Here is a 24,196-nt window from a genome sequence, read left to right as displayed (position 1 = left end):
CATTCAATCTTTCTCTCTTTCAATAATTAAATTATATGCGCATACATTTTATTGCGATTGGTGGAAGTGCGATGCACAATCTGGCCATCGCCTTACATAAAAAAGGATATCAAATTTCAGGATCTGATGATGTGATTTTCGAGCCTGCAAAATCCCGCTTGGATAAATATGGTTTATTACCGACTGAAATGGGTTGGGATGAAAATCGCATTTCAAATGATTTAGATGCTGTGATTTTAGGCATGCATGCCCGCATAGATAATCCAGAGTTATTGAAGGCACAAGAATTAGGTGTTAAAATTTATTCTTATCCTGAATATATATACGAGCAAAGTAAAAATAAATTACGCGTCGTAATTGGTGGTAGTCATGGTAAAACAACTATTACCAGTATGATTTTACATGTGCTTAATTATTATAAACGCGATTTCGATTATTTGGTGGGCGCACAGCTGGCTGGTTTCGAAACTATGGTGAAAGTTACCGAAGAAGCGCCTATAATGGTTATTGAGGGTGACGAATATTTGTCTTCGCCGATTGATAGAAGACCTAAATTTCATCTTTACAAGGCAAATGTTGCGGTAATTAGTGGTATTGCATGGGATCACATCAATGTTTTTCCTACTTATGCTGATTATACTTTGCAGTTTGATAAATTTATAGATACCATTGAGCCTAATGGTACCTTGATTTACTGTAAGGCTGACGCTGATTTAAATGAAATTGTAACGCAATCAAAAGCTAATGTTTCAAAAATTGGTTATGCCATTCCAGCACATGAAATTAGAAACGGGGTAACTTATCTGCTTCCCGAAGAAACAGCTTTAAAAATATTTGGTGATCACAACCTGATGAATCTAAATGCAGCTAAATTGGTGTGCAAACAATTAGAAATTAGTGAAGCCGAGTTTGATGAGGCTATTTCTTCGTTTACTGGCGCAGCTAAGCGTTTAGAGGTCATATCAGCTGATGAATCGACCAACGTTTACAAAGACTTTGCGCATTCACCGTCAAAACTAAAAGCCACTATCGATGCAGTTAAAGCACAGTTTGCTAACCGTAAATTAGTAGCCTGTATCGAATTGCATACTTTTAGCAGTTTGAACAAGGATTTCCTGAAAGAATATACAGGCGCGATGGATAAAGCCGATGAGGCAATCGTATTTATTGATATTAAATCTTTCGAACAAAAGCGGATGGAGCCTTTTTCTGAGGACGATGTTCAGCAGGCTTTTGCTAATCCAAAACTGAAGTTTTTTAATGATGCAGCAAAATTAAAAGACTATTTGTTAAGCCTCAACTATAAAGATGCTAACCTGCTTATGATGAGCTCTGGCAATTATGCTGGTTTCGATCTACCCGAGCTGGCAGCTGCATTGAAGAAATAGCTATGAAACATGAGATTTGAGAGTGCTTCAGTCTCTCATATCATCTAGTATCCAATATCTAAAAAACTATGAAAAGCATTGGAGATCACATTAAGCAAAGTAGGTTGGCCTTAGGTTTAAGTCAGGCGGATGCCGCTAAAAAGCTTAATATTTCTACTCCGGCTTTCTGCAAAATAGAGACGGGTCAGACCGATCTCAATATTTCCCGTTTACTCCAGATTTCCAAAACTTTTAAGGTTCCGGTAATGCAGCTGATTGCTGGACAATCAGAAGGATCTAATTCATCTGAAGAACTAACCGCGCTTAAAAAGGAACTAATAGAAAAAGAAGAGGAGATTAATAAACTTCGTAAAAAAGTGATCGATCTGTATGATAAGCTGGGAATATAAAATGTGGCTTATTTATTGTTTTTCCGACTAATTGTCATTATAAAATTATATTAAAGAATAAAATTCATTTTTTATTAAAATATTTTGAATTTTATTCTAAATATTTATAGTTTTATAGAATGGTAATCGAAAACAATTTTAGTTTGGATCATATCGATCTGGCTATACTTAAACTTATGCAAGATAATGCCCGGATCTCGAATGTAGATTTAGCAAAGGCATTGGATCTTGTTCCTTCAGCCGTATTGGAGCGCGTAAAAAAGCTGGAAAAAAAGAATGTAATTACCGGATACAATGCCAAGGTAAATCCTGTTGCGGTTAACTTAAAGTTGTTGGCTTTTATCTCCATTAAATCTTCGCAAAGCTTCAGTTGTAATGACACCGCAAACGAATTAGCGAAAATCCCTGACGTGCAGGAGGTGCATGTAATAGCTGGTGATGATTGTTTTTTGGTGAAAGTAAGAACCACTGATTCGGCATCGTTAATGGCTTTGTTACGCGATGAGTTTAGCAAGGTTCCTAATATTTTATCGGTGAAGACAACTATTGTATTAGAAACGGTAAAAGAACAGCAACAATTGATTATTCCCGAAAAATAAAAATCATGACAAATTTAAATAAAAAGGCATCTCCGGTAATGGTTTACCTCGCATTTGCCATCGTATATATCGTATGGGGTTCTACCTATTTTTTTATCCAAAAAGCTTTGGCTGGGTTTCCGCCATTTATCTTGGGAACAGTCCGTTTTTCAATTGCGGGAGTTTTGATGTTAACTTGGTGCAAAATAAAAGGAGAGGACATTTTTAATAAAAAAACGATAAAAATTGCTGCGGTAAGTGGAATTTTAATGCTTGGCTTGGGGAATGGTATCGTAATTTGGGTAGAGCAGTTTATTCCGAGCGGTTTAGTGGCTATTATGGTGGCCTCGGCAGCAATATGGTTTGTTATTTTAGATAAATCACACTGGAAAGAAAATCTGAGTAATAAATATATCGTTTCAGGTTTGATCATCGGATTTCTAGGGGTTGTGCTCTTGTTTGGCGATCAGATTAGGCAGTCGCTTGATAAACCTCAAAGTAATCTACAGATTATTGGTATGGTACTGCTTGTTTTTGGGCCGATTGCCTGGGCTGGAGGATCGCTTTATTCAAAATATCATCCCACTACCGGTAGCTCGGTTTCTGTTAACACAGGCTGGCAGATGTTGATGGCCAGTTTGGCTTTCTTTCCAGGTAGTATTTTGAAATCAGAATTTAAATTACTCGATTGGGGAAACATACCGCTTGATGCTTGGTTATCTATCGTTTATCTTATTCTGTTTGGTTCAATTGCAGCGTTTAGTGCCTATGTGTGGTTGTTAAAAGTGCGTCCGGCTACACAGGTGAGTACTTATGCTTATGTAAACCCAGTAGTAGCAGTGTTATTAAGCTTAACATTCACCAATGAGGTAATTGGCCTTACCCAGGTGATCGGGCTGGTGATTATTTTGGGAAGTGTACTGTTGATTAATCTGCCGAAATATAAAAGCGCGTAGGTTATTTATAATGAGGGCCAGCGAGATCTAGAATGCGGAAAGGGAAATGGCGATAAAATCGCTGTTCTCGTGCACTCTCGTTTTTAACGAGGATGATGGAATATCTCAAAACCGTCGTTTCGGCTGAAGTATAACGAAATGGATAAATCTATAAGTACAGTTTAAAGATTTATCCATTTCGCCGGTGATGAAAAAATTAGTAAGTTTCAGCCGAAATGACGATAAATAACTAAAATATCTTGCGCATCGTCAAATGTTTTTTGCCAAAGGTTGCACCTGTAGCTTTATGTATGGCAATCATCTGTTCATTAAAATCGCCTACCCAACTCAATTCGAGTTCTTTGTACTGATTTTTAGGCAATACATATTCTCCCAAACGGATAAAAAGAACTGATTCTAAGCCGTGTTTCTGGAATTTAGGTTTAGTACCCATAACAATGGCGCGCATGCGCGTAACCCCCACCCAGCGACGGTAAGCAAACTTTATTTTTTCGATTAAACCCAGTTTTCCATCAAAACCTTTTATCATCTGGTTTGCATCAGGAATCAACACTACAAATGATGCTGGTTCGCCGTTAAAGTAGGCAAACTGGATCAAATGTTCGTCCATAATGGGTTCCATGCTTTTAAAACTCTCTTCGAGGGTTTCTTTTTTAATAGGAACAAAGTTTTCAAAACTTTGCCAGCCATCATTGTAAATTTCCATTAAATCATTAATGTATTTACTGGAATTGGCTTTGCTGAAATATTCGAAAGTATAACCTGGTTTATTTCTTACCCAGTTGGCAATTTTGGTAAAGCGCTCTGGAAAAGGAATAGTAAGGTTTATGTGATTGGTTAATTGCTCATATTCAGTAACAAAACCATATTTCTCGAAAAATTTCTGATAGTATGGAAAGTTATAGTTCATACCAAACGATGGGGGAGTGAAGCCCTCAACCAGTAGGCCCCAGAAGCTATCATTTTCGCCAAAATTAATGGGACCGTCCATTGCTTTCATGCCATTTTCGGTTAACCAGTTTTTAGCTGTATCGAATAAAAGAAAGGCAGCTTTTTCATCATCAATACATTCAAAAAAACCCATCCCGCCGGTTGGCTGGTCGTAATGGTAAGCTTTTTTCTCATTTATAAAAGCTGCTACACGGCCGATCAGTTTTCCTGCATCATCTTTTAAAACCCAGCGGGTACATTTTCCATGCGCAAAAAAGGTGTTTTTTTCAGGATTAAAAACATTTTCTACTTCACTATCCAATGGACAGATCCAGTTTTTATCGTTTTTATACAGGATTTTTGGGGTGTTTAGAAAGTCTTTTTTTAATGATGAATTGCTTACAGATATAACTTGCATGGGCAGATTTTAAAATAAAAAGCATCCTACCAAGCGGTCGGATGCTTTTTCAAATATATGCTTTTTAAATATTAATAATCGTCGTCGTCATCGTCGAAATTATCGAAATTATCAAGATCATCTAATGGGATATCAAAATCATCATCGTCATCATCTTGAGGCTTCTTTTTTGTTGTTTGAATATCGTCATCTTCAAGATCATCATCTTCGTCTACCTGTTTCTTAGTAGTCGGCTTAGTTGGGAGTTTCTTTGGCGCTTTCATAACACAAAAATAAAAATTGCTTTTATAGTTTAAAAATACAAAAAACTTTTTTTAATAACAACCTGGAAGTAAATTAATTAATTTATTTATTCCACATTTTCTCCTACAGCATTTTCTTCTTTTACGATATCTTTTAACTGAGGAAGCTGGTTTAGGTTGTTTAAGCCAAAATAATCCATAAATAGTGTACTGGTGCTGTACAGAATAGGTCGACCGGGCGTTTCTGCTTTTCCATCGATACTGATGAGCTCTTTTTCTAGCAGGCGTTGCACTGAATAGTCTGAATTTACACCTCTTATCTGTTCAATTTCTAACTTAGTAATGGGCTGTCGGTAGGCAATAATGGCCAGCGTTTCCATAGCAGCCTGACTTAATTTTTTCTTTGAGCGATGTAACTGAAGCTGGTTAACCGTTTCATGGTAATCTTTTTTGGTGAGAAACTGATAACCATTGTTTAAGAATACCAATTCGATTGACAAATCATCATGGCTATATTTTTCCTTAATCTGTTCTATGCTTTCGAACACCTGTGCTTCGGTAAATTCTTCATTGAAAACTGCATTTAAGGCAAGTATAATTTCTTGCGTACCTATGCTTTGGCTGGAAGAAAATACAAGGGCTTCGATGTGCCTGGTGATGTTGTGATTGGGCATATACAAAAATAGAATTTTTGGTCATAAAAAAAGCGGTCTCGCTTTTAAAAACAAGACCGCTTTCAACACACAAATGAAACCTGAATTAAGATATAGTTTTAGGTTAGGTTATTAAATATCTATATCAATTCTATAAGAACGTCTTTGATAAACACTATCGTTTATTTCTAACACAAGTTTAAGGCTAAACAAGGCTCGATCAAGATTCTATTTAGTGAGTGGTATTAATAATTGAGTAAACGGTAAATTCTCTATTTTAACGGTATAGAAATGGATACTGTTGTGCCATTTGTGGCATTCTGCCTAACATTTAAGTGTATAGGTTTTGCTCCAATCTGACCTAAAAGGTGCAATCTTTCTTTGGTTAGCTGCATCCCCTTACTAATATGTGTTTCCTTTTTATCCTTTAAAGAGTTGTCTATTCCAATCCCATCATCAATAATTTCGATGTTAAGATAGAATTTATCTTTCAGTTTAATGTTGATCTGAATTTCACCACCGGTTTCTTTTGGCATAATGCCATGCCATATTGCATTTTCTACATAGGGTTGAAGCAACATAGATGGGATAAAGGTTTCTTCTTTGTCGATATCTTCATCCACATTAAAAATATAGGCTAATTTATTACCAAAGCGGTTCTTCTCCAGTTTCAGATACAGGTTTAAGTATTCTAGTTCTTCTTCAAGTGATATATAGCTCTTTGTACAGATTTCCAGGTTTTTTCTGATCAACCTGGCAAATCCCGTTAAAACTTTATTGGCAGAAGCCGTATTCTGTGTATTTATGTAATGCTGAATGGAGTTCATCACATTAAATACAAAGTGTGGATTCATCATCGCCTGCAAAGCCTGCTGCTCCAGCATGAGTACTTTGTTTTTTAATAACAATTGTGCTTGCTCCTTATCTTTTTGCTTGCGGGTAATGTAAACGGCTACCTTGTAAAAGATATAGGCAACTAACAATATTAAAATAGATAAAAACCATAGGCTTTGCCAAAAATGCTTTTTAATGGTAAATGCGATTTTTGCAGATTCGCCCCAATTGCCATTTTGGCTTTTTGCGCTTACTTCGAAGACATAATCGCCTGATTGTAGCGAAGAAAAATCCAATCGCCTCGTACGGGTTTCTACCCAGGCCGAATTTTCATTTAAACGGTAACGATAGGTAATATCGCTGGTCGTAAAATCGACTGCACTAAAGGTAAACAGAATGGTGTTGTTACCAGTTTCGAAAGTAAAATTGTCTTGATCAACAGGCAAGCGCTCGTTGTCTTTAATAATAGAAGTAACGTACACTTTAGGAAGATTCCTAACGATGTTTTTATTATTGTATTTAAATAAGATTAGGCCTTTATTTGTTGCAAAATAAGCGGTGCTATCATCAATGAACAAACTGTTGATATCATCACTTAAAAGATCTTTGCCATAGTCGAAATTAGCTACAGTGGGTTGACTGGGATAATCGGCTATTTTATTAACGCCTTTATTGGTTAATACCCATATTTCATTGTTTTTTACAAATATTTTGGTACAGATATTATTGGTCAGGCCATCTTTTTGGGTAATCTGCCGGGTAATCTGATTGTTCTTATAAAAAATTAAACCATAGCCATCAGTAGCTAAAATTAATGTACCATCGGTAAGCTGCTGAATGTCGTTTATCCTTTTGGTAAGTAAAGGATGATTTTCGTAGTGTTTAATTAATTTTCCTTTCGAAAATTGAGAAAGTCCATTAATATTTGAAAACCACAAATTGCCTTCCCGGTCATAAAAAACATGGTAAGATCTATCTTTAAAAAAATCTTCTTTTTCACGGTATTTTGCAGCGTTAAACTCAAATTTCTTTCTCCTGTCTGATAAGAAAACAACGCCAGACGATAAGGCTAAGGCAAGATGATTGTTATTTTCACTCAAGCTAAAGTGTTTAATTACGAACATCGAGTTATTAGATTCCTTTAAATAACTTGCTTCATTACTGCTGTTATAAATATTTTTGAAAACACCCATTCCATAATCGGATGCAAAATATATAGATTGGTCTTTTGGGTCGAAAGTAATCTGTTTAATGGTTTTATATTTCTTAAAATCATCTAACCCAATCTCATCAACCTGATAATTGTTGATGGTTAATACGTCAATTACTGCATCATCGGTACCCAGCCACAGGCGATTTTTTCCATCTTTGGTAATGCTTTTGATTACATTGCTGCTCAGACCAGATTCTGCATCAATAATCGATAACCGGTTATTCGCATTAGGGAGCATGTAAATTCCCTGATTGGTGGCAAACCACATATTCTGGTTATTATCCTTGATGACCTGATTAACCGAAATATCCTGAAGATATTGCACTGTTTTTCCGCTTTTATCGAGTGCAAAGGCTCCATTGGCATTAGACAACCAAACTTCTTTGGTTGTAACATCGTAATAAAAATATCCCGACATGTTCTTGATCAGATTTTGAGGGATAGGGATGAGATCGTTGATGCTTCCATGCCTATATTGTTTTAATCCTCCACTGTCTAGGTAAAACATAGATCTGTGGCTGCTGTTCGCAGCAGTCATGTAAGAAAGGGGCTGTACTTTTGAACTGATCACGGAAAAAGTTTTCCCATTAAATTTCTGTACGCTTAAGTCGCTGTATGCAAATATATTACCTTGCTCATCCTCATGAATAAAGGCATTGATAAACTTATCGTTTAAATTTGGAGAAATGTATTTTTTGATGGTTTTACCATCCCAGCAAACAATCAGGTTGGCGTTTGTTCCAAGCCAGATCCGTCCCGATTTATCTACTAAAAAGGAAACAATTACAGTATTAAAGTTTAGTTTTTTAAGCAATTCATCATTATCCTGGTTATAAAACTTTCCTTCTTTTAAGTAACTCAGCTGACCATTCAGGGCAAAAAACCACAACCGGCCCTCTTTATCCTCTTTCATCTGAAGGATCTGGGTATCTGGAAGTCCGTCTTCGATGGTAAAATTCTGAAAATTTGTCCCGTCAAAACGGCTCAAACCATTATCGGTGGCGATCCATATAAAACCTTTTTTATCTTGTAAAATGTAATAACAGTTATTGCTGGCGAGCCCACTTTTAGTATTATAATGAGGGAGATAAGTGGTTTGGGCAAGCAGTATTTCCGGTATGCCAAGTACAATGATCCCGAATAAAAAAGCAATAAAAACACGGCCGAAGTTTAACCTCAGAATTGCTTTTTGGGCAAATAAAAGCGCTTTTATGCGTCGTTTAATGGTCACTGTTTGCCTTTGTAAATAACTTTATTTTTTCAAAAAAATCGCTTGCTCTTCTTCTCGAAATATTAATGCTTTCTCCATTTTTTAAGAAAACCTGAAGTCCGTTTTTAGAATTATATTCTTTTAAATGGTTAAGGTTGATAATGCTCGACTTGTGGATCCGAACAAATTGATCGCCTGGTAAAAGCTCTTCAAATTCCCGTAAAACTTTCGAAACCGTTATTTTATCATGGTTGTTTAAGTGTACAATAGAATAATTGCTATCTGCTTCAATATAAATAATATCATCAATATCAATCATTTTAAAACCCTGGCCATAAGGGAGTGTAAGTTTCCTTATTTCTGATCTCGAGCTTAAACTGGATGCCAGATTATTGATTCTTTCGTCGTTTTCATTCTGACCTCTAAAGCGTTTAATGTGCTGAAAAACCTTATCCACAGCTATTTTAAGTTCATCAATATCAATTGGCTTTAACAAATAATCCAATGCATTTGCCTTAATCGCTTTTAATGCATATTGATCGTAAGCAGTGGTAAATATAACGGCTGCATTGTGTTTTTGTGCATCAGGAATCAGTTCAAAGCCATTGCCTCCGGGCATGGCTATGTCCAGAAAGATTAAATCAATAGGATGGTGTGCCAGAATATCTTTTGCCTCCGCTACAGATCTTGCAATACCAGTAATTTCTACCTGTGCACAGTTCTGTTGCAGTAAAAAAAACAATGATGACCGGGCAAACTCCTCATCATCAACAATAATGGCTTTTAATGTTGTCATAACTATAGGTTGGTGAATGTATTAAAATGCGCTTATAAAAAAAAATGCAAATCAAAAAAACCAGTGTTCTGATTGTCACGTATGTATCATCAAACGAATTCAAAACCACTAAACATAGATTACTATGAAACACAATGAACTAGAAACAAAAAATGAACTTCAGGAAAAAAGTTTATTTGACAAAACTGTAGGCAGAAGATCTTTTCTTCAGTATGCAGGTGCAGGCGCTGCAGGTATTGCCTTGGTAGCCGCCGGTTGTAAAAAAGATCGTGGTTACGAAAACCCAACAATGAATGGGGGAGTAACTTTAGATTTTAAAGATGATTTTGGTGTATTAAATTATGCTTATGCTTTAGAACAGTTAGAAGCAGCGTTTTATGTTAAGGTTGCTTCAGCACCTCCTGCAGCTTTCACCACAGCACAAAAAGCATATTTTCAGGATATCCAGTTTCATGAAATTGCCCACAGGGAGTTTTTTAAAGCTGCTTTAGGTACAGCTGCAATTGGAAGTTTAGAGGTAGATTTTTCATCAATTGATTTTACCAGCGCAAGTAGTGTATTAGGTGCTGCTATGGCTTTTGAAGATTTAGGCGTTTCTGCTTATAACGGAGCAGGGCCAAGAATTAAAAACGGAACTTATTTATTATTAGCCGGTAAAATTGTTTCAGTTGAAGCCCGTCATGCTGCCTATGTTCGTGATTTAATTTCAAACGGATCATTTGCAGACCTTAATAGTCTTGCTTCATTGGGAGCCAATAACTCAGCTGGATTAGATGCTGCTTTAACACCAGATAAGGTTTTGACTGCTGCTCAGAAATACATCAAAACTAAAATTAATGTAATCAATCTTTAATTTTTAAAATCAGAAAATCATGAATATCGTAAATATATTAGAAGAAATTGAAAAAGTTGACGGTGAAATCTATGAGAGATTAAATCCGAGAAGAGCCGCTATGAAAAGCTTTTTCAATATGGGCAAAAAAATCTCTTTGGCTGCTATGCCGCTAGCCCTAGGTTCAATGTTTCAAAAAGCGTACGGACAAACAGCTTTACCTGCTGCAGTTGTTGATGTATTAAACTTTGCTTTATCGCTAGAGTATTTGGAATACCATTTTTATAATCACTGTATTGTAGGCAAAACTCCGGGATCAGCAGTAACTGATGTGACTTTTAATTTTCCAAATGCAGCCAGCCAAGCTGCCATTACTACCATTCGCGATCACGAAAAAGCACACGTTGATTTATTGGTAGGTGCTCTGGGTAGTTCTGCCCGCGCACCAATTGCTTATGCCGACACAGATTTTAGAGCAGGTGGGGCATTTGCTACCGTATATTCTGATTATAATACCTTTTTAGCGGTAGCCCAGGGTTTTGAAGATACAGGAGTAAGGGCATATAAGGGGCAGGCAGGAAACCTATTGGTTAGCCCAGGTGTGTTACAAACAGCTTTGCAGATCCACTCGGTAGAAGCACGCCATGCATCTCATATTCGTCAAATGCGGACTGCTGCAGGTACAACAGTATATAAACCATGGGTTAGCCTTGGTGCTTCTGGACAGGCAAACGACTCAGGTGTTGCAGCTGTTGATGCTGTTTATGCCGGTGAGGATTTAACCGTACAAGCTGGTGCAAACATTGTGGGTATTGGTGGTAATGCAGGTATTACCAAAGCTGTAGCGGTAGAAAGTTTTGATGAGCCTTTAGATAAAGCCAGCGTAATTACCATCGCAAACTTATTTTTAAGAGACGGTAAAAAACTATAACAGCACTCTGAAATATTGACATTATTAATTAGGTAATGTTTAGTTTGAGGTAGGGAAGTAGAGCTTTGATTCTACTTCCTTTTATTTGATCAGGATTTTCAAGATTATGAGATTTTAGGATCGATAAAGAAATAAGCGTGTCTTTTCTTCTGCCTACATTATGGAATAAAGAATTAACTTCTAGTAAACCAATCGCTATTGATCATTGTAAGTTGGTCATTGATCCTTCCTCCATCCATCTCAAATCCTCCTAGTTACATCATTTAATAGGTGATCACCTGCTCTTCTAAATGTTCAGGCAAATCTCTATAGTTATATTTTTGTCCGCGTAACTGGGGTTCAAAGCCTGCGGCTTTAATAGATTGCTGAATGCCGTTTGCTGTAAAACGGTGTGGCGCACCTGCAGCTGAAACTACATTTTCTTCAATCATAATCGATCCAAAATCATTTGCTCCAGCATGTAAACACAATTGGGCCGTAGTTTTTCCAACAGTTAACCAACTGGCCTGGATATTTTTGATGTTTGGCAACATGATACGGCTCAACGCAATCATACGGATATATTCATCAGCTGTTACATTGTTGCTAATTCCACGCAATCTCTTTAATAAAGTACCGTCATCCTGGAAAGGCCAAGGGATAAAGGCTAAAAATCCGTTTGCATCGGCAGGTTTTTCACTCTGTACCTGGCGGATCCAAACCAGATGTTCAAAACGTTCTTCTATAGTTTCAACATGGCCAAACATCATCGTAGCCGAAGTAGTGATGTCTAATTGATGGCATGCGCGCATTACATCAAGCCATTCTTGTCCGCCACATTTACCTTTCGAGATTAAGCGCCTCACACGATCGTTTAAAATTTCCGCACCAGCACCTGGTAAAGAATCCATACCTGCTTCTTTTAATGCTTTTAATACCTCGGTATGCGTCATGCCCTCCAGTTTTGCTACGTGTGCAATTTCTGGCGGTCCTAAGGCGTGAAGTTTTAAATCAGGATATAATTCTTTTAATTTTCTGAATAAGTCAGCATAAAACGCTAAACCTAAATCGGGGTGGTGCCCACCCTGCAATAATAATTGATCTCCTCCTAAGCGGAAAGTCTCTTCAATCTTTACCTTATAGGTTTCGATATCAGTAATATAACTTTCATCATGCCCAGGCCTGCGAAAGAAATTACAGAATTTACAGTTGGCAATACAAACATTAGTGGTGTTTACATTACGGTCGATCTGCCAGGTTACTTTTCCACTGGGTACTTGAATTTTTCTTAGCTCATTGGCTACAAACATTAAAGATGCAGTATCTGCATTGTGATATAAATGTACACCTTCTTCGAGGCTTAAAAAATCAAAATGTAATGCCCGTTGCAGTAAATCGGCTGTATTCATAAAGCAAAAATACTCGAAATAAGTATCACTATAATCACAGTTTTATAAAAAAGACAATACAACGTTAATTATTTTTAGTGGTATCGGCTTTACGTTTAAACAGGTTTAGCAAATCATTCCCTTGCTTTTTTATTTCTTCTAAATGCTTTTTTGTGCTGTCGTTAGCTTTTTTTAAACTTTCATTGGCCTTTATTACATTATTTTTAACAGTATTTTGACCCGTGGTAGCCGCATCAGAAACTTGTTTAATCTTATTTTCACCAGTTGCGATGGCGCCCAAGACTTGTTTCACTTTTTTATCGGCATTAACTTTACTACTATCTATAAACTTTCTGGCTGCTGCAGCCATCGTAGTAGTAGTATCATTAACTGGTTTACCCAAAGCAGTATTTGCTTTAGCAAGCAATTGCTCATCCTCTGCTTTTACGATGCCCCCATTCGCAGTATAATAGGTTTTACTGTTTAAATAATTTGTTTTGGCAGTTTCTAACTGGATTTTTGCAGCTGCTATTCGTGTGGTATCCTTACTTGCTACAGCTGCATCATAATTTAACTGGGCATCGGTAAGCGCGAGGGCCGCAGTTTCGTAAGATTTAGTAAAATCAATTTTTTCTTCCTTTTTTGTCGCTGTATTACAGGCTGCTAAGCTGAAAGTTAACAGGCAGATTATAATTATATTTTTCATGTTATTTTGAGGTTGTAAATTGGTCAACTATTTTCTTTAATGAACTGGTTTCTTGTTCTTCCGTGATGTTTCCACCGAGTCTTTCAATCTCTAAATTATTAATGCTTTTAGCAAATTCTAAATATTTCAAATACCGGTTAAGAATCTCAATTTTCGTTCCATTGTTGTTTTGTTCTGTATTGGCAAGGTTTTTAACAAAGGTTTCCATGTTATCTATGCAAACAATGTAGGCTTGAAAAGCATTTGGTGTAAAGTAGTCGTTAACCAAATTATTTGTGGCAAGTTGTGGGTATAACTTAGGCAGTTCAACTGGTGTTTTCTTTAAAGTTTCGGTTAAGTTCAATCCAGAATTTGAAGTATTTAAATACATTCCCTTAGTTTTCATCTGGCAATTTTCTATAGCCAAATTGGTTGTATTTAGTAGCTTAATTAAGTTGTTCTTTTTGTTGATATTATCTAAAAAAGTATTTACAGATAGGGCAATAAATAATCCTGTAAAAGTGGAAATTAGAGAGATAATAAAACTAAACGTATCATTGTTGTTTTTACGCCATTGGCTATCTCTTCTGAAATTGAGTAAAAAAAGACTTGTTGCCACTAAAATAAGTGATATTACAGTATAGGTAAGCATATTTTTTTGGTTTAATTTTTTTGTAAAAGTATATAATTAGACGTAATAAAGAAATTACAAAAGCTACCTGTATTATTTATAAAACATAAAAAAAAATAATAATCAGTTTGTTAAGTAATTAAACAATTTAGCAATTCAACAATTCATTTATCTTTGTCACTTATGGTAGATTTTAATCGTTTTACACTGGCCAATGGCTTAAAAGTTTTAGTGCATGAAGATGCTACGACGCCAATGGCTGTTTTAAATATTTTATATGATGTGGGTGCTCGTGATGAGGACCCTGAAAAAACGGGTTTTGCGCACTTATTTGAGCACCTGATGTTCGGCGGATCGATAAACATCCCCAATTATGACGAACCTTTGCAACGCGTAGGAGGTGAGAATAATGCTTTTACAAGTAACGATATTACTAATTATTATATCACTTTGCCTGCTGAAAATATAGAAACGGCATTTTGGCTGGAGAGCGACCGGATGTTGAGCCTGGCTTTTTCTGACAAGAGTTTAGAAACACAGCGAAACGTAGTGAGTGAAGAATTTAAGCAACGTTATCTGAACCAGCCTTATGGCGATGTTTGGTTAAAGTTACGTCCACTGGCATATAAAAAGCATTCTTACCGCTGGGCAACTATAGGGAAAGAACTTTCGCACATCGAAAATGCAACAATGGATGATGTAAAAGCATTCTTCAAAAAACATTATACCCCACAAAATGCAATTTTGGTAGTAGGTGGCAATGTGAAAACCGAAGAGGTAAAAAAGCTGGCCGAAAAATGGTTCGAACCGATCCCGGCGGGAGAGAAGTACAACCGTGATTTAGTTCAGGAAGAACCGCAAACAGAAGCCAGACAAGAAACTGTGAGGGCAAACGTGCCTTTAAATGCGATTTATATGGCTTTTAAAATGCCGGGACGATTAAATCAGGATTATTATGCCTTTGATTTATTATCGGATATTTTATCTCGTGGACAGTCTTCGCGTTTGTACAATAGCCTGTTAAAAGAACAAAAACTTTTTAGTGATATCAACGCCTATATTTCGAGCAGTTTAGATCCGGGTTTGTTTATTGTTGAAGGTAAATTGGTAGAAGGTGTAACAATCGAAACGGCAGAAAAGGCAATCTGGGTTGAACTGGAAAAATTAAAGGCCGAACTGGTTTCTGAAACTGAATTAACCAAAGTAAAAAACAAGGTAGAATCGGTACTTGTTTTTTCTGAGATGAGCCTGCTTGATAAAGCAATGAATCTGGCTTATTACGAACTGTTGGGCGATGCTGCTATATTGAACCGGGAAACCGAAGAATTTTTAAAAGTAGGGGCAGCAGATATCAAAAGGATATCTAACGAAACTTTTAACCATAAATCATCATCTACTTTATATTACCTAACTGAAGAAAATGCTTAACAGACAACAGGCGCCTGATTTTAAGCAGGTATCTACAATAAATTTTATCCAGCCCGAAAAAAAAGTGCTAGATAATGGTGTACCCGTTTTTACTATTTACTCTGGAGAACAAGATCTGGTACGTATCGAATTTATTTTTGATAACGTAAACTGGAAACTCGAAAAACCATTACAGGCTATTGCGGTAAGCGCATTAATCAATAATGGAACAAATAAATTATCGGCAAAAGAGATAGCCGAACAAATTGATTTTTATGGTGCATTTTTCCAAACAGAATATGCCCAGGATCAATCATCGGTTACGCTGTATACTTTAAATAAACATTTACATTCGGTATTACCCATTGTGAAAGATGTTTTATCAGAAAGTCAGTTTCCACAGCATGAGCTTGATATTTACATCCAAAACCAAAAGCAAAAGCTACAGGTAAACCTGAAGAAAAATGATATCCTTTCGAGAAAGGAATTTGCCCATGCTTTATTTGGCGATACAGCCTATGGGGTAAATATTAAAGCAGAACATTATGATGCCTTGAAACGTGAAGATCTGGTTGATTATTTCAAAGCTGCCTATGCTCCTAATAATTGTACCATTGTGATATCTGGTAAGTTTGATGATGCTGGGTTTAATCTTTTAAACGAAGCTTTTGGCCGCGACTGGAAAAAAAGCGATGCGATAAAGAATAGTTTCGATTTTGTTTCGACGGCAAAACAGCTTGTGTATATCGAAAAACCAGAGGCATTACAATCAGCTATCCGTATGGGCCAATTGGCCATAAACCGTAAACATGAGGATTTCTCCGGACTTCAGATTCTAAATACGGTTTTAGGTGGGTATTTTGGTTCACGTTTAATGAACAACATCCGCGAAGATAAAGGCTATACTTACGGAATTGGTTCCGGAATTTCTTCGCTGCAACAGGCAGGTTATCTTTTTATCGCAACCGAAGTTGGTGCTGATGTGTGTTCGGCTGCTTTAACTGAGATTTATAAAGAGATCGAGATCTTGAAAAATGAACCAATAGGAGAAGAAGAACTGAACCTGGTTAGGAACTATATGCTCGGATCAATGTTGGGTAGTTTGGAGAATGTTTTTTCGCATGCCGATAAATTTAAGAACATTTATTTTTCGGGACTTGATTACGATTATTATACCAAATACATTGAAAAAGTGAAGACCATTACTGCCGAAGAGTTGTTGGCATTGGCTAATAAATACCTTACTACAGAGAATTTCACTGAAGTAGTGATCGGGAAGAAGTAAGTAAGGTCGCAAAAGGTCGTCATTTCGAGTGAATTGCAGTGAAGTCGAGAAATCTGTCGAGATAGATCTCGCCATTTCACTAAGTTTCAGTCAAGATGACGACTTTTTTGTAATAAATTTAGCTACCTATATTGGCATAAATATGCCGTTTGTACAGTAGCTTTTACTTTAAAAGATGAATTTGCAGGAATTTCGAAATTGCTGCCCGCTTTAATGCTTTGCCAATCTGTAGTGTCTGGTAAAAGCGCTGCTAATTCACCCTCTATAACATGCATAATTTCTTTCTGAGCTGTTCCAAAGGTATATTCTCCTGGATTTATAACGCCGATAGTCGATTTTCCTTCAGCGGTTTCATAGCCTAACGATTTAACGTTGCCATCAAAATATTGGTTTTCAGTAATCATATGCTAAATTATAAAGTTTTCGCTAAAACAGCTTTTTGTTTATCAGCCTGGTAAATCTTTTTGTAAAAATCTACATATTCACTATACTTTTCTGGCGGATACTTTTTATTGTTCATGGTTTGTGTTCTATTATAAACAATCATATTATCCTTAACACTAAATTTCGCTGTGTACGATCCAAACTCAGAGTTAATTGCAATATCTTTTGGAATAAACTCTACATTATAGCCCTTTGGTAAGATATAACTAATTTCATCATCGTCATTATAACTAAAGGGAACAGCAAAGTATGTTTTTCTTGCTTCTACTTTAAGTGGAATGCTCTCACGGCGGTTAACCTGGTTTACCACCAAAAACAACTTATCTCCACCTTTGGTTAACAATGTGTTGGTTTTAAAGTTAATCTCTTCGGTAAGCACAGGTACTGTTTTATCTGGTTGTGTATACTTGTAGCTAATGAGCTCAGCCACTGGAATGGGGCTCTCTTCTATTATTTTTTTTCTGAGATCAACAGGCTCCATCAATGTCATCGAAAAATTCTCTTCAAACTGGGCGCTGCCATAAGTAGATTTTATTTCAGAACTTGCTGTACCGTCTTCAGCTAACGTAATTTTGGTTTTTCTGATCTGATAATTTTCTTTGGCATTGTAAGCAGGGGTATGCACTATTTCCCCTCCACTTTCAGTAACCATCAATACATTGCGGTCAGAGTTGCTATAGCCAATAAACCCCATTGGTTTATATTGACTGGTACACTCTAAAAATGTAGTATCTTTTTCTAATGGAACACATAAAATCATGTGGTTTGCCTGCCCCATACTCGAATAATTCGGGTTTAAACTAGGCATATCATTTCCGATGACAATTAAATTTGAAGCAATTCCCGCTTCGTTTAGTAGGGCTTTCATATAATTAGAAAGCGCTTTACAATCGCCGTAATTTACCTGTGCAACCTTTTCTGCTAAAATAGGTCTAAAACCACCAATTCCCAATTGAACACTTACATAACGGGTGTTTTGTTGCAAATGGTTATACAAAATTCTGATCTTCTCTTTTGGCGTCTTGGCATCTTTTATTAAATTCTGTATCATTAATTTGGTTGTTTCAGGAAGTTTATTTCCTCCCTGATTTAAGGTGAAAAGCCATGAGCCGAAATTTTTCCAGTTGTCAAAATTACCTGTAGAACCATCATATTCAAACTGATTAGGAGAAGCCTTTACCCATGCAGAAATGTTATCAATACCGGTACTTAAAGGTTCTTCAGCAACCGCTGCAACATTGGCACTTTTCCATTTGTACTGTACTTTTTCTCCATTAATTACCGAGTCGGTTTGTAAATTGGAACTCGTAATGTACCTCATTTTGTAATTTTTTGCCTTCTGGATAGTGTAAGCCGATTTTTCTACTGACACTCCAAAATCTTTCAGGTCGTGCCAAGAAGGAAAAGAAAGTAATCCTTTATAATCCTGACTATAACTATACTCTATAGTGTAGGGATAAGTTATACTTACAAATTTCAAGAGTTTAAGCCTATTGTCTTCGAAGATCGAAAAATCCGAAATCAGGCTTTGGTCTTTAATGTCTGAACTTTTATAATCTTTTATTTTTTTTCCTGCTGCATCGTAAAGGGTAGCCTTAATGTTGTATATACTGCTAAATTTATCGTAAACTTTAGCCATTTCGCCATATTCTTCGCCAGCCTTGTTCAAAATGGTTATTGCCACTTTATAATCCATTTTTGCCTCACCTAAACCCTTAACATCAAAAAAAGATTCTTCGTTTCTAATTACAGCAACAGCATCTTTTTTCAGGTTTTCAGGGATCTTTGCTACATCATAATCCATCTGTGCTAACGCACTGTTAATACTTACAAGCGCAAGCGCCAAACTTAAATAGTATTTCATTATACTTTCTTTTTAAATACGATCTGTTCGGCCTGTTTTTCTACAACCGTTTTAAATAATTCTTTTAAATCAAAATATTCTTCAGGCGTATAAAGCGATTTACTTACATTAATGATACTTTTCACCATTAGGGTTTTACCTTCTGTTACATAATTAATGGTAAAGGTTCCGTTGTTTTCAGGAAGTTTGTAAATACCTCCTTTAGGAAGTTTGTCTATTTCATAATCATCTGGAAAGTTCACCGTAATGCGGTAGCTTTCTTTAAATGGATAAGCAAAATCGACCGGGAATTTTCGTTGTTCCAGTTTAAATAAATTTTCTTTGGTTCTTTCGAAAAGGAGAGGTGTAAAATACACCAGGTTTCCAGCTTCTTCTACATTATCTTCAATCACAACGTCCATATTTTCGGTTAATAACTCGTCGAGATTGTCCAAATTATCGATTTTGTATGTCGAGATTTCAAGACCAGCTTTATCTTTTTTAAAGTTTTTAATAAACTCAGTCTCGTTATTTGTTTTTCTATACTTGTTTCGAAGATTTAGTGCCGCATAACCTTTTGAATATTGGTTAATCTTTCCGGTTAGTTTATGGTCTTTATCGAGCGTCATGTTGTAAACAAAAATCTTTTCGCTCGATACACTTGGTTCTGTAGAAAGCCACTTTCCATTAAAGCTTTTTAAATCCATGTAAAAGCCCTGGTGACTCAGGTTTTCATAATCTAACATACCTGCAGGAAGATCTTTATCTGTGGCATCAAGAAAATAAAGTGTATTTCCGATCTGCGTAACACCAATTACATTATTGAATGCCGATACTACAGGATAACCTGGGTGTTCGCCATTTTCTCTTGTACTGATCAGGACAGGGAAGGCCTCAATTTTAGCTTCTTTTAATAAACTCAACAAAGCAAGGTTAATATCTGCAGATGAACCTGTTTTCTTTTCGAAGATGCTCTTTGGATTGGTTTCATTAGCATACTTCGAATATTGCTTATTCCATTTTAGGTTGTTTTTAACATAGTTGAAAATGAGTTTTACTGCAGCAAGGGTATCTTTCTCTCCTTTTAGGATGCCTGGCAGTACCGATTTGGCATAACTGTTTTTGTTAATAAAACCACCAAAGTTTTCATCTTCAGCCAGCCCATTGATGATTTTTGGCCACGAACCATTAAAATCTTGATACATTTGGCCTGGAAATTGGGTGCCCCTAAGTTCAAATTCAATTTTAGGGGTATAATCATCCATTGTAGTTACATATGGCTCCTCTTTTAAGGCAGGTACATTTGCTGCACAATATTTGTCGTAAGCTGCATTAGAACTTAAGCCAGGGATATAGGCTGCAGTTACAGTTTCATGAACTGGATGCTCAATTTGATAGTACCCACTCGTATTGTTTTTATATATGAAGTATTCCGGAATTTTAACGTTGTACTCAGACCATAGCGTCGGAATACTTGATTGGAATTTCCACCCGCGAAGTGTAAATGTAAAATCTGATCTGATTTTATACTTAAACTCGATAATCGATCCTTCTTTAACATTAGGTAACGCAAATTTTTTGATTACATAATTTTTGTTAAACTCTTCTGTAAACTTGGCATCCTTATTCAGTTTACTAGTAACCATTTTGCCATCAACCATATTATAGGTTGCAGCATCCATAAAACTGAGATCCTCTTTTGCAGAGTTACCATTTCTGTAAAGTTCTACTTGGAAATTGGCCAGATCGTAACCATTTTTGTTTAAGATTTTGTAGCGTATATGTCGTTCAAACACATAAATAAATCCTCCAGTGGTATTGTATTCGAAATAACAGTCACCAACATCAAACAGTTTAATTGCTGAGGCAGACGAGTCCTGCCCAGAGGCTTTCACTTCGAATTCTGTCGGTACAATTTTTCCAAACTTGAATTCTCTTTTTACAGGTTGAATAGTTTGGGCATAAAGGGTAGTAACTCCAATGCATAGCATTAAAGTCAGAAATTTGAGAGCATTTTTCTGCATTTATAAAATTAGTTTTTTGGTTGTGCAATATTAAAAAGATTCATTGAAATATGATCAATTAATTGACAACATATTTCATAAACTTTTAAATTAGTCTATATGGCCATCACAAAATTTTATAAAATGCCTCTGTTCCCTTCTTTATGGCGCGGCCATTTCAGTTTTGTAGGTTTTCAGATATGCTGTTCTTACTATTTTTGCTGTTTTATGGTCTTTGGTGTGGCTCCATCCCGGAGGCATAAAAATGTATAGAAACTTATTTTTAATACCTGGTGCGTGCCAAACATCTTTGGCCAAAAGAACAATTTCGCCGAAATAAGCATCTAAAAAACTGTGTTTTTTCATCTCCCTGGTAATACCATATTCAATTTTTATCGTTTTATCCTCTTCCTGGTAGGTTTTAAAAACATGGTCCCAGATGGGCAACAGGTTGCAGAAGTTGGTATCCATATACAATGCATTTTTGGCATGGTGTACACGATGATGAGAGGGGGTAAGGATTATTTTATTTAAAAAACCGAAACGGCCATCTTTAGAAATATTTTCTCCAATATGGATAAAAGAGCCCCAAACTCCATCAATAAACATAATTAAAAAGAGGAGTGATGGGCTTACGCCTAAAAGAATACATGTTGTTGTTCTAATTAGATCTGCATAAGGTGCTTCAAGAAAAAAGTGAGCAAAATTTACCGATAGATTCATGGTTTCTGGTGCATGGTGTGTAGAATGCAAACACCAAAACAGTCTAACTTTATGTGCTAAAAAATGGTAAATGAAATGACCAAATTCCCATATTACATAGCCATAAATGAGCCAGTACCAGGTAATTTCGGTTTTAAAAATGGCATATTTTCCAAATAAACCAATACAAATGGAAACCATTCCGATTGAAATAATACGGCCAATAAAGGAGTTGAGTACCAGCGAGAAGAAAGAGATGCGGTAATCTACTACCTTAAAACGGCGGTAAAATGTCATTCTAATGATTTCAAAAACCAATAAAAAAGGGATTAAGGGACCAATAAGTGCGCTAATTCCTTTCCAGCTCATAAACTGGCTATAATCATTAGTTTGCAACAACTGTAAAAGTGCCGATAAGCCAAAAAAGCCAATCAGCCATTCTTTTGTGCCTTCAAGAAAATCAATCATGTTTATATATTTGGTTTGATGAATTTATATAAATCTAGAGTTTAATCAAATTAAATCACTAAATAATAGGTTATTGTTACCATATATTCATTAAAACCTTGGTTTGTGTTTTATGATGATAGCAATTGTCAGGCAAGCTCAATATTTAAGCATTTTTATCTTTATGCTTTTATTTTCCCTTAATTTTTGTATCTTTGCCTGGCAAATAATAAATCCTAATTTATTTGCTATGCAACTCGATTCCACAAAGTTTATTGCCACAGGTTTAACGTATGACGACGTACTTTTAGTACCCGCGTATTCGGAAATTCTGCCCCGTGAAGTAAATACAGCCACTTTTTTAACAAAAAAAATTAAACTTAATGTTCCATTGATTTCTGCAGCAATGGATACTGTAACTGAAGCCGAACTTGCCATTGCCATTGCGCAAAACGGCGGTATTGGTATGTTACATAAAAACATGACCATAGACAGACAAGCTGCAGAAGTGCGTAAAGTTAAGCGTTCGGAAAGCGGTATGATTCAAGATCCTGTAACCTTGTTGGAAACAGCTGTAGTGGCCGATGCTTTTAAGATCATGAAAGAGCATAAAATTGGTGGTATTCCGGTTGTTAGTAGCGATAATAAACTAGTTGGTATTATTACAAACAGAGATCTACGCTTCCAAAAGGATATGAAGAGACCAATTTCTGAGGTAATGACTAAAGAAAATTTAATCATTGCACCAGAAGGAACCACTTTGGTTCAAGCAGAAGAGATTCTTCAGAATCATAAAATCGAGAAACTTCCAGTGGTTAGCAAAGATGGTTACTTAAGTGGTTTAATCACTTTTAAAGATATTTCGAAAGTTAAAAATTACCCGGTAGCCTGTAAAGATGAACGTGGCCGTTTAAGGGTAGGAGCTGCGGTAGGCGTTACAGCAGATACTTTACAGCGTGTTGATGCTTTAGTTCATGCTGGTGTTGATGTAATTACCATCGATACTGCTCATGGCCATACCAAAGGTGTAGTTGATAAATTAAAAGAAGTTAAAGCTAAATACCCTGATTTACAAGTGATTGTTGGTAATATTGCCACTGGTGCTGCTGCGAAATTTTTAGCAGATGCTGGTGCTGATGCCGTTAAAGTAGGTATTGGCCCGGGTTCTATCTGTACCACCAGAATTATTGCAGGTGTTGGTGTTCCTCAGTTATATGCTGTTTATGAATGTGCCAAAGCTTTAAAAGGTACGGGTGTACCTGTTATTGCTGACGGTGGTATTAAACACACTGGCGACATTGCCAAAGCGATTGCATCAGGTGCAAGCACAGTGATGGCAGGTTCCCTATTTGCAGGAGTAGAAGAATCGCCAGGCGAAACCATTATTTACGAAGGACGTAAATTTAAATCTTACCGTGGAATGGGCTCAATTGAAGCGATGGAACAAGGTTCTAAAGACCGCTATTTTCAGGATGTGGAAGATGATATTAAAAAACTAGTTCCAGAAGGTATTGTTGGTCGTGTGCCATTTAAAGGTACTTTAGCTGAAGTAATGTACCAGTATATAGGTGGTTTACGTGCGAGTATGGGCTATTGTGGAGCGGCAACTATAGAAGCTTTACAAGAAGCGCAGTTTGTACAGATTACGGCTGCCGGTATGCGCGAAAGCCATCCGCACGATATTACCATTACTAAAGAAGCACCTAATTACACCAGATAAGGTGGACCGCATAAAGTAAAATATAATATCCAGATATTTAAGAACAAAAAAACGGGGCATCGGTTTACGATAGCCCCGTTTTTTTGTATTAATCGTTATGCTCAATTTATTTCAAAACCTGCGAGGTCTTTAATTAATATAAAAATCACAAAATAAAATTTGGCAGCTAAAATTTTTTAATATATTTGTCGACTAAATCCATAGGATTTATATAATAATTATGAAAACAAACCAAAAAACACGCTTGTATTGTTGTTGTAGCCATTCTAAAACAGTAATCAGATACTTTCGA

21 protein-coding genes are annotated in these 24,196 nt (G+C 36.3%); 9 read left to right on the top strand and 12 right to left on the bottom strand.

Annotation, left to right across the window (positions count from 1 at the left end; all coding sequences use genetic code 11):
- Positions 1-35: 35 nt before the first annotated feature.
- From H9N25_RS11300 to H9N25_RS11285, 4 genes are all read left to right on the top strand, one after another.
- Positions 36-1,388, top strand: a complete 1,353-nt coding sequence (locus H9N25_RS11300; protein ID WP_190328966.1) for a UDP-N-acetylmuramate--L-alanine ligase — start codon at positions 36-38, stop codon at positions 1,386-1,388.
- A gap of 68 nt (positions 1,389-1,456) precedes the next feature.
- The gene (locus tag H9N25_RS11295; RefSeq protein WP_190328965.1) at positions 1,457-1,777 is read left to right on the top strand and encodes a helix-turn-helix domain-containing protein; all 321 of its coding nucleotides are present in this window, start codon (positions 1,457-1,459) and stop codon (positions 1,775-1,777) included.
- A 119-nt stretch (positions 1,778-1,896) separates the two neighbouring features.
- Complete coding sequence (locus tag H9N25_RS11290; RefSeq protein WP_190328964.1) at positions 1,897-2,376, top strand: Lrp/AsnC family transcriptional regulator; 480 nt, start codon at positions 1,897-1,899, stop codon at positions 2,374-2,376.
- A gap of 5 nt (positions 2,377-2,381) precedes the next feature.
- Positions 2,382-3,311, top strand: coding sequence for an EamA family transporter (locus H9N25_RS11285; protein ID WP_223833719.1), 930 nt, complete (start codon positions 2,382-2,384; stop codon positions 3,309-3,311).
- A 229-nt stretch (positions 3,312-3,540) separates the two neighbouring features.
- Here H9N25_RS11285 and H9N25_RS11280 read toward each other — a convergent pair whose 3' ends face one another.
- The 5 genes from H9N25_RS11280 to H9N25_RS11260 all read right to left on the bottom strand — a co-directional run bounded on the left by H9N25_RS11280 (position 3,541) and on the right by H9N25_RS11260 (position 9,607).
- The gene (locus tag H9N25_RS11280) at positions 3,541-4,659 is read right to left on the bottom strand and encodes a GNAT family N-acetyltransferase (RefSeq protein WP_167294869.1); all 1,119 of its coding nucleotides are present in this window, start codon (positions 4,657-4,659) and stop codon (positions 3,541-3,543) included.
- Positions 4,660-4,730: 71 nt separating this feature from the next.
- Positions 4,731-4,922, bottom strand: coding sequence for a hypothetical protein (locus tag H9N25_RS11275; RefSeq protein WP_167294868.1), 192 nt, complete (start codon positions 4,920-4,922; stop codon positions 4,731-4,733).
- Positions 4,923-5,008: 86 nt separating this feature from the next.
- Positions 5,009-5,575, bottom strand: coding sequence for an SMC-Scp complex subunit ScpB (scpB, locus tag H9N25_RS11270; protein WP_167294867.1), 567 nt, complete (start codon positions 5,573-5,575; stop codon positions 5,009-5,011).
- A 251-nt stretch (positions 5,576-5,826) separates the two neighbouring features.
- The gene (locus H9N25_RS11265) at positions 5,827-8,832 is read right to left on the bottom strand and encodes a ligand-binding sensor domain-containing protein (RefSeq protein ID WP_167294866.1); all 3,006 of its coding nucleotides are present in this window, start codon (positions 8,830-8,832) and stop codon (positions 5,827-5,829) included.
- Positions 8,822-9,607, bottom strand: coding sequence for a LytR/AlgR family response regulator transcription factor (locus H9N25_RS11260; protein ID WP_167294865.1), 786 nt, complete (start codon positions 9,605-9,607; stop codon positions 8,822-8,824). The genes H9N25_RS11265 and H9N25_RS11260 overlap by 11 nt, the downstream gene beginning before the upstream one ends.
- A gap of 124 nt (positions 9,608-9,731) precedes the next feature.
- Here H9N25_RS11260 and H9N25_RS11255 point away from each other — a divergent pair, with 124 nt between their 5' ends.
- Both H9N25_RS11255 and H9N25_RS11250 read left to right on the top strand, forming a co-directional pair.
- Entirely contained in the window at positions 9,732-10,460 is a 729-nt protein-coding gene (locus H9N25_RS11255; RefSeq protein ID WP_190328963.1) for a ferritin-like domain-containing protein, read from the top strand.
- Between the two features lie 19 nt (positions 10,461-10,479).
- Positions 10,480-11,370 carry a ferritin-like domain-containing protein gene (locus tag H9N25_RS11250; protein ID WP_190328962.1) on the top strand — a complete coding sequence of 297 codons (891 nt, stop codon included), beginning with the start codon at positions 10,480-10,482 and terminating at the stop codon, positions 11,368-11,370.
- A gap of 263 nt (positions 11,371-11,633) precedes the next feature.
- Here H9N25_RS11250 and H9N25_RS11245 read toward each other — a convergent pair whose 3' ends face one another.
- The 3 genes from H9N25_RS11245 to H9N25_RS11235 all read right to left on the bottom strand — a co-directional run bounded on the left by H9N25_RS11245 (position 11,634) and on the right by H9N25_RS11235 (position 14,074).
- Entirely contained in the window at positions 11,634-12,758 is a 1,125-nt protein-coding gene (locus tag H9N25_RS11245) for a CofH family radical SAM protein (RefSeq protein ID WP_167294862.1), read from the bottom strand.
- A gap of 64 nt (positions 12,759-12,822) precedes the next feature.
- Positions 12,823-13,443 carry a hypothetical protein gene (locus tag H9N25_RS11240; protein ID WP_190328961.1) on the bottom strand — a complete coding sequence of 207 codons (621 nt, stop codon included), beginning with the start codon at positions 13,441-13,443 and terminating at the stop codon, positions 12,823-12,825.
- A gap of 1 nt (position 13,444) precedes the next feature.
- Positions 13,445-14,074, bottom strand: a complete 630-nt coding sequence (locus H9N25_RS11235) for a hypothetical protein (protein WP_190328960.1) — start codon at positions 14,072-14,074, stop codon at positions 13,445-13,447.
- Positions 14,075-14,236: 162 nt separating this feature from the next.
- On the opposite strand from H9N25_RS11235, the gene H9N25_RS11230 reads away from it, so the two are divergent.
- The gene (locus H9N25_RS11230) at positions 14,237-15,481 is read left to right on the top strand and encodes a M16 family metallopeptidase (RefSeq protein WP_190328959.1); all 1,245 of its coding nucleotides are present in this window, start codon (positions 14,237-14,239) and stop codon (positions 15,479-15,481) included.
- Positions 15,474-16,745: a M16 family metallopeptidase gene (locus H9N25_RS11225; RefSeq protein ID WP_190328958.1), complete on the top strand. Its 1,272-nt coding sequence runs from the start codon at positions 15,474-15,476 to the stop codon at positions 16,743-16,745. The genes H9N25_RS11230 and H9N25_RS11225 overlap by 8 nt, the downstream gene beginning before the upstream one ends.
- Before the next feature lie 122 nt (positions 16,746-16,867).
- Here H9N25_RS11225 and ppnP read toward each other — a convergent pair whose 3' ends face one another.
- The 4 genes from ppnP to H9N25_RS11205 all read right to left on the bottom strand — a co-directional run bounded on the left by ppnP (position 16,868) and on the right by H9N25_RS11205 (position 22,205).
- A complete protein-coding gene (gene ppnP / locus H9N25_RS11220) occupies positions 16,868-17,149 on the bottom strand; it encodes a pyrimidine/purine nucleoside phosphorylase (RefSeq protein ID WP_190328957.1) in 282 nt (93 codons plus the stop codon).
- A gap of 8 nt (positions 17,150-17,157) precedes the next feature.
- Positions 17,158-19,053, bottom strand: coding sequence for a DUF3857 domain-containing protein (locus tag H9N25_RS11215; protein ID WP_190328956.1), 1,896 nt, complete (start codon positions 19,051-19,053; stop codon positions 17,158-17,160).
- Positions 19,053-21,056 carry a DUF3857 domain-containing protein gene (locus H9N25_RS11210; RefSeq protein WP_190328955.1) on the bottom strand — a complete coding sequence of 668 codons (2,004 nt, stop codon included), beginning with the start codon at positions 21,054-21,056 and terminating at the stop codon, positions 19,053-19,055. The genes H9N25_RS11215 and H9N25_RS11210 overlap by 1 nt, the downstream gene beginning before the upstream one ends.
- A gap of 141 nt (positions 21,057-21,197) precedes the next feature.
- Positions 21,198-22,205: a sterol desaturase family protein gene (locus H9N25_RS11205; RefSeq protein ID WP_167294856.1), complete on the bottom strand. Its 1,008-nt coding sequence runs from the start codon at positions 22,203-22,205 to the stop codon at positions 21,198-21,200.
- Positions 22,206-22,434: 229 nt separating this feature from the next.
- Between H9N25_RS11205 and guaB the strand changes: the two genes are divergently transcribed.
- Positions 22,435-23,904, top strand: a complete 1,470-nt coding sequence (gene guaB / locus H9N25_RS11200; RefSeq protein WP_086546656.1) for an IMP dehydrogenase — start codon at positions 22,435-22,437, stop codon at positions 23,902-23,904.
- Positions 23,905-24,196 lie beyond the last annotated feature (292 nt).

The organism is Pedobacter riviphilus (assembly GCF_014692875.1).
Classification (GTDB): Bacteria; Bacteroidota; Bacteroidia; order Sphingobacteriales; family Sphingobacteriaceae; genus Pedobacter; species Pedobacter riviphilus.
Note: the sequence above shows the minus strand (reverse complement) of the source record. Positions and strands in the feature narration are given on the sequence as shown.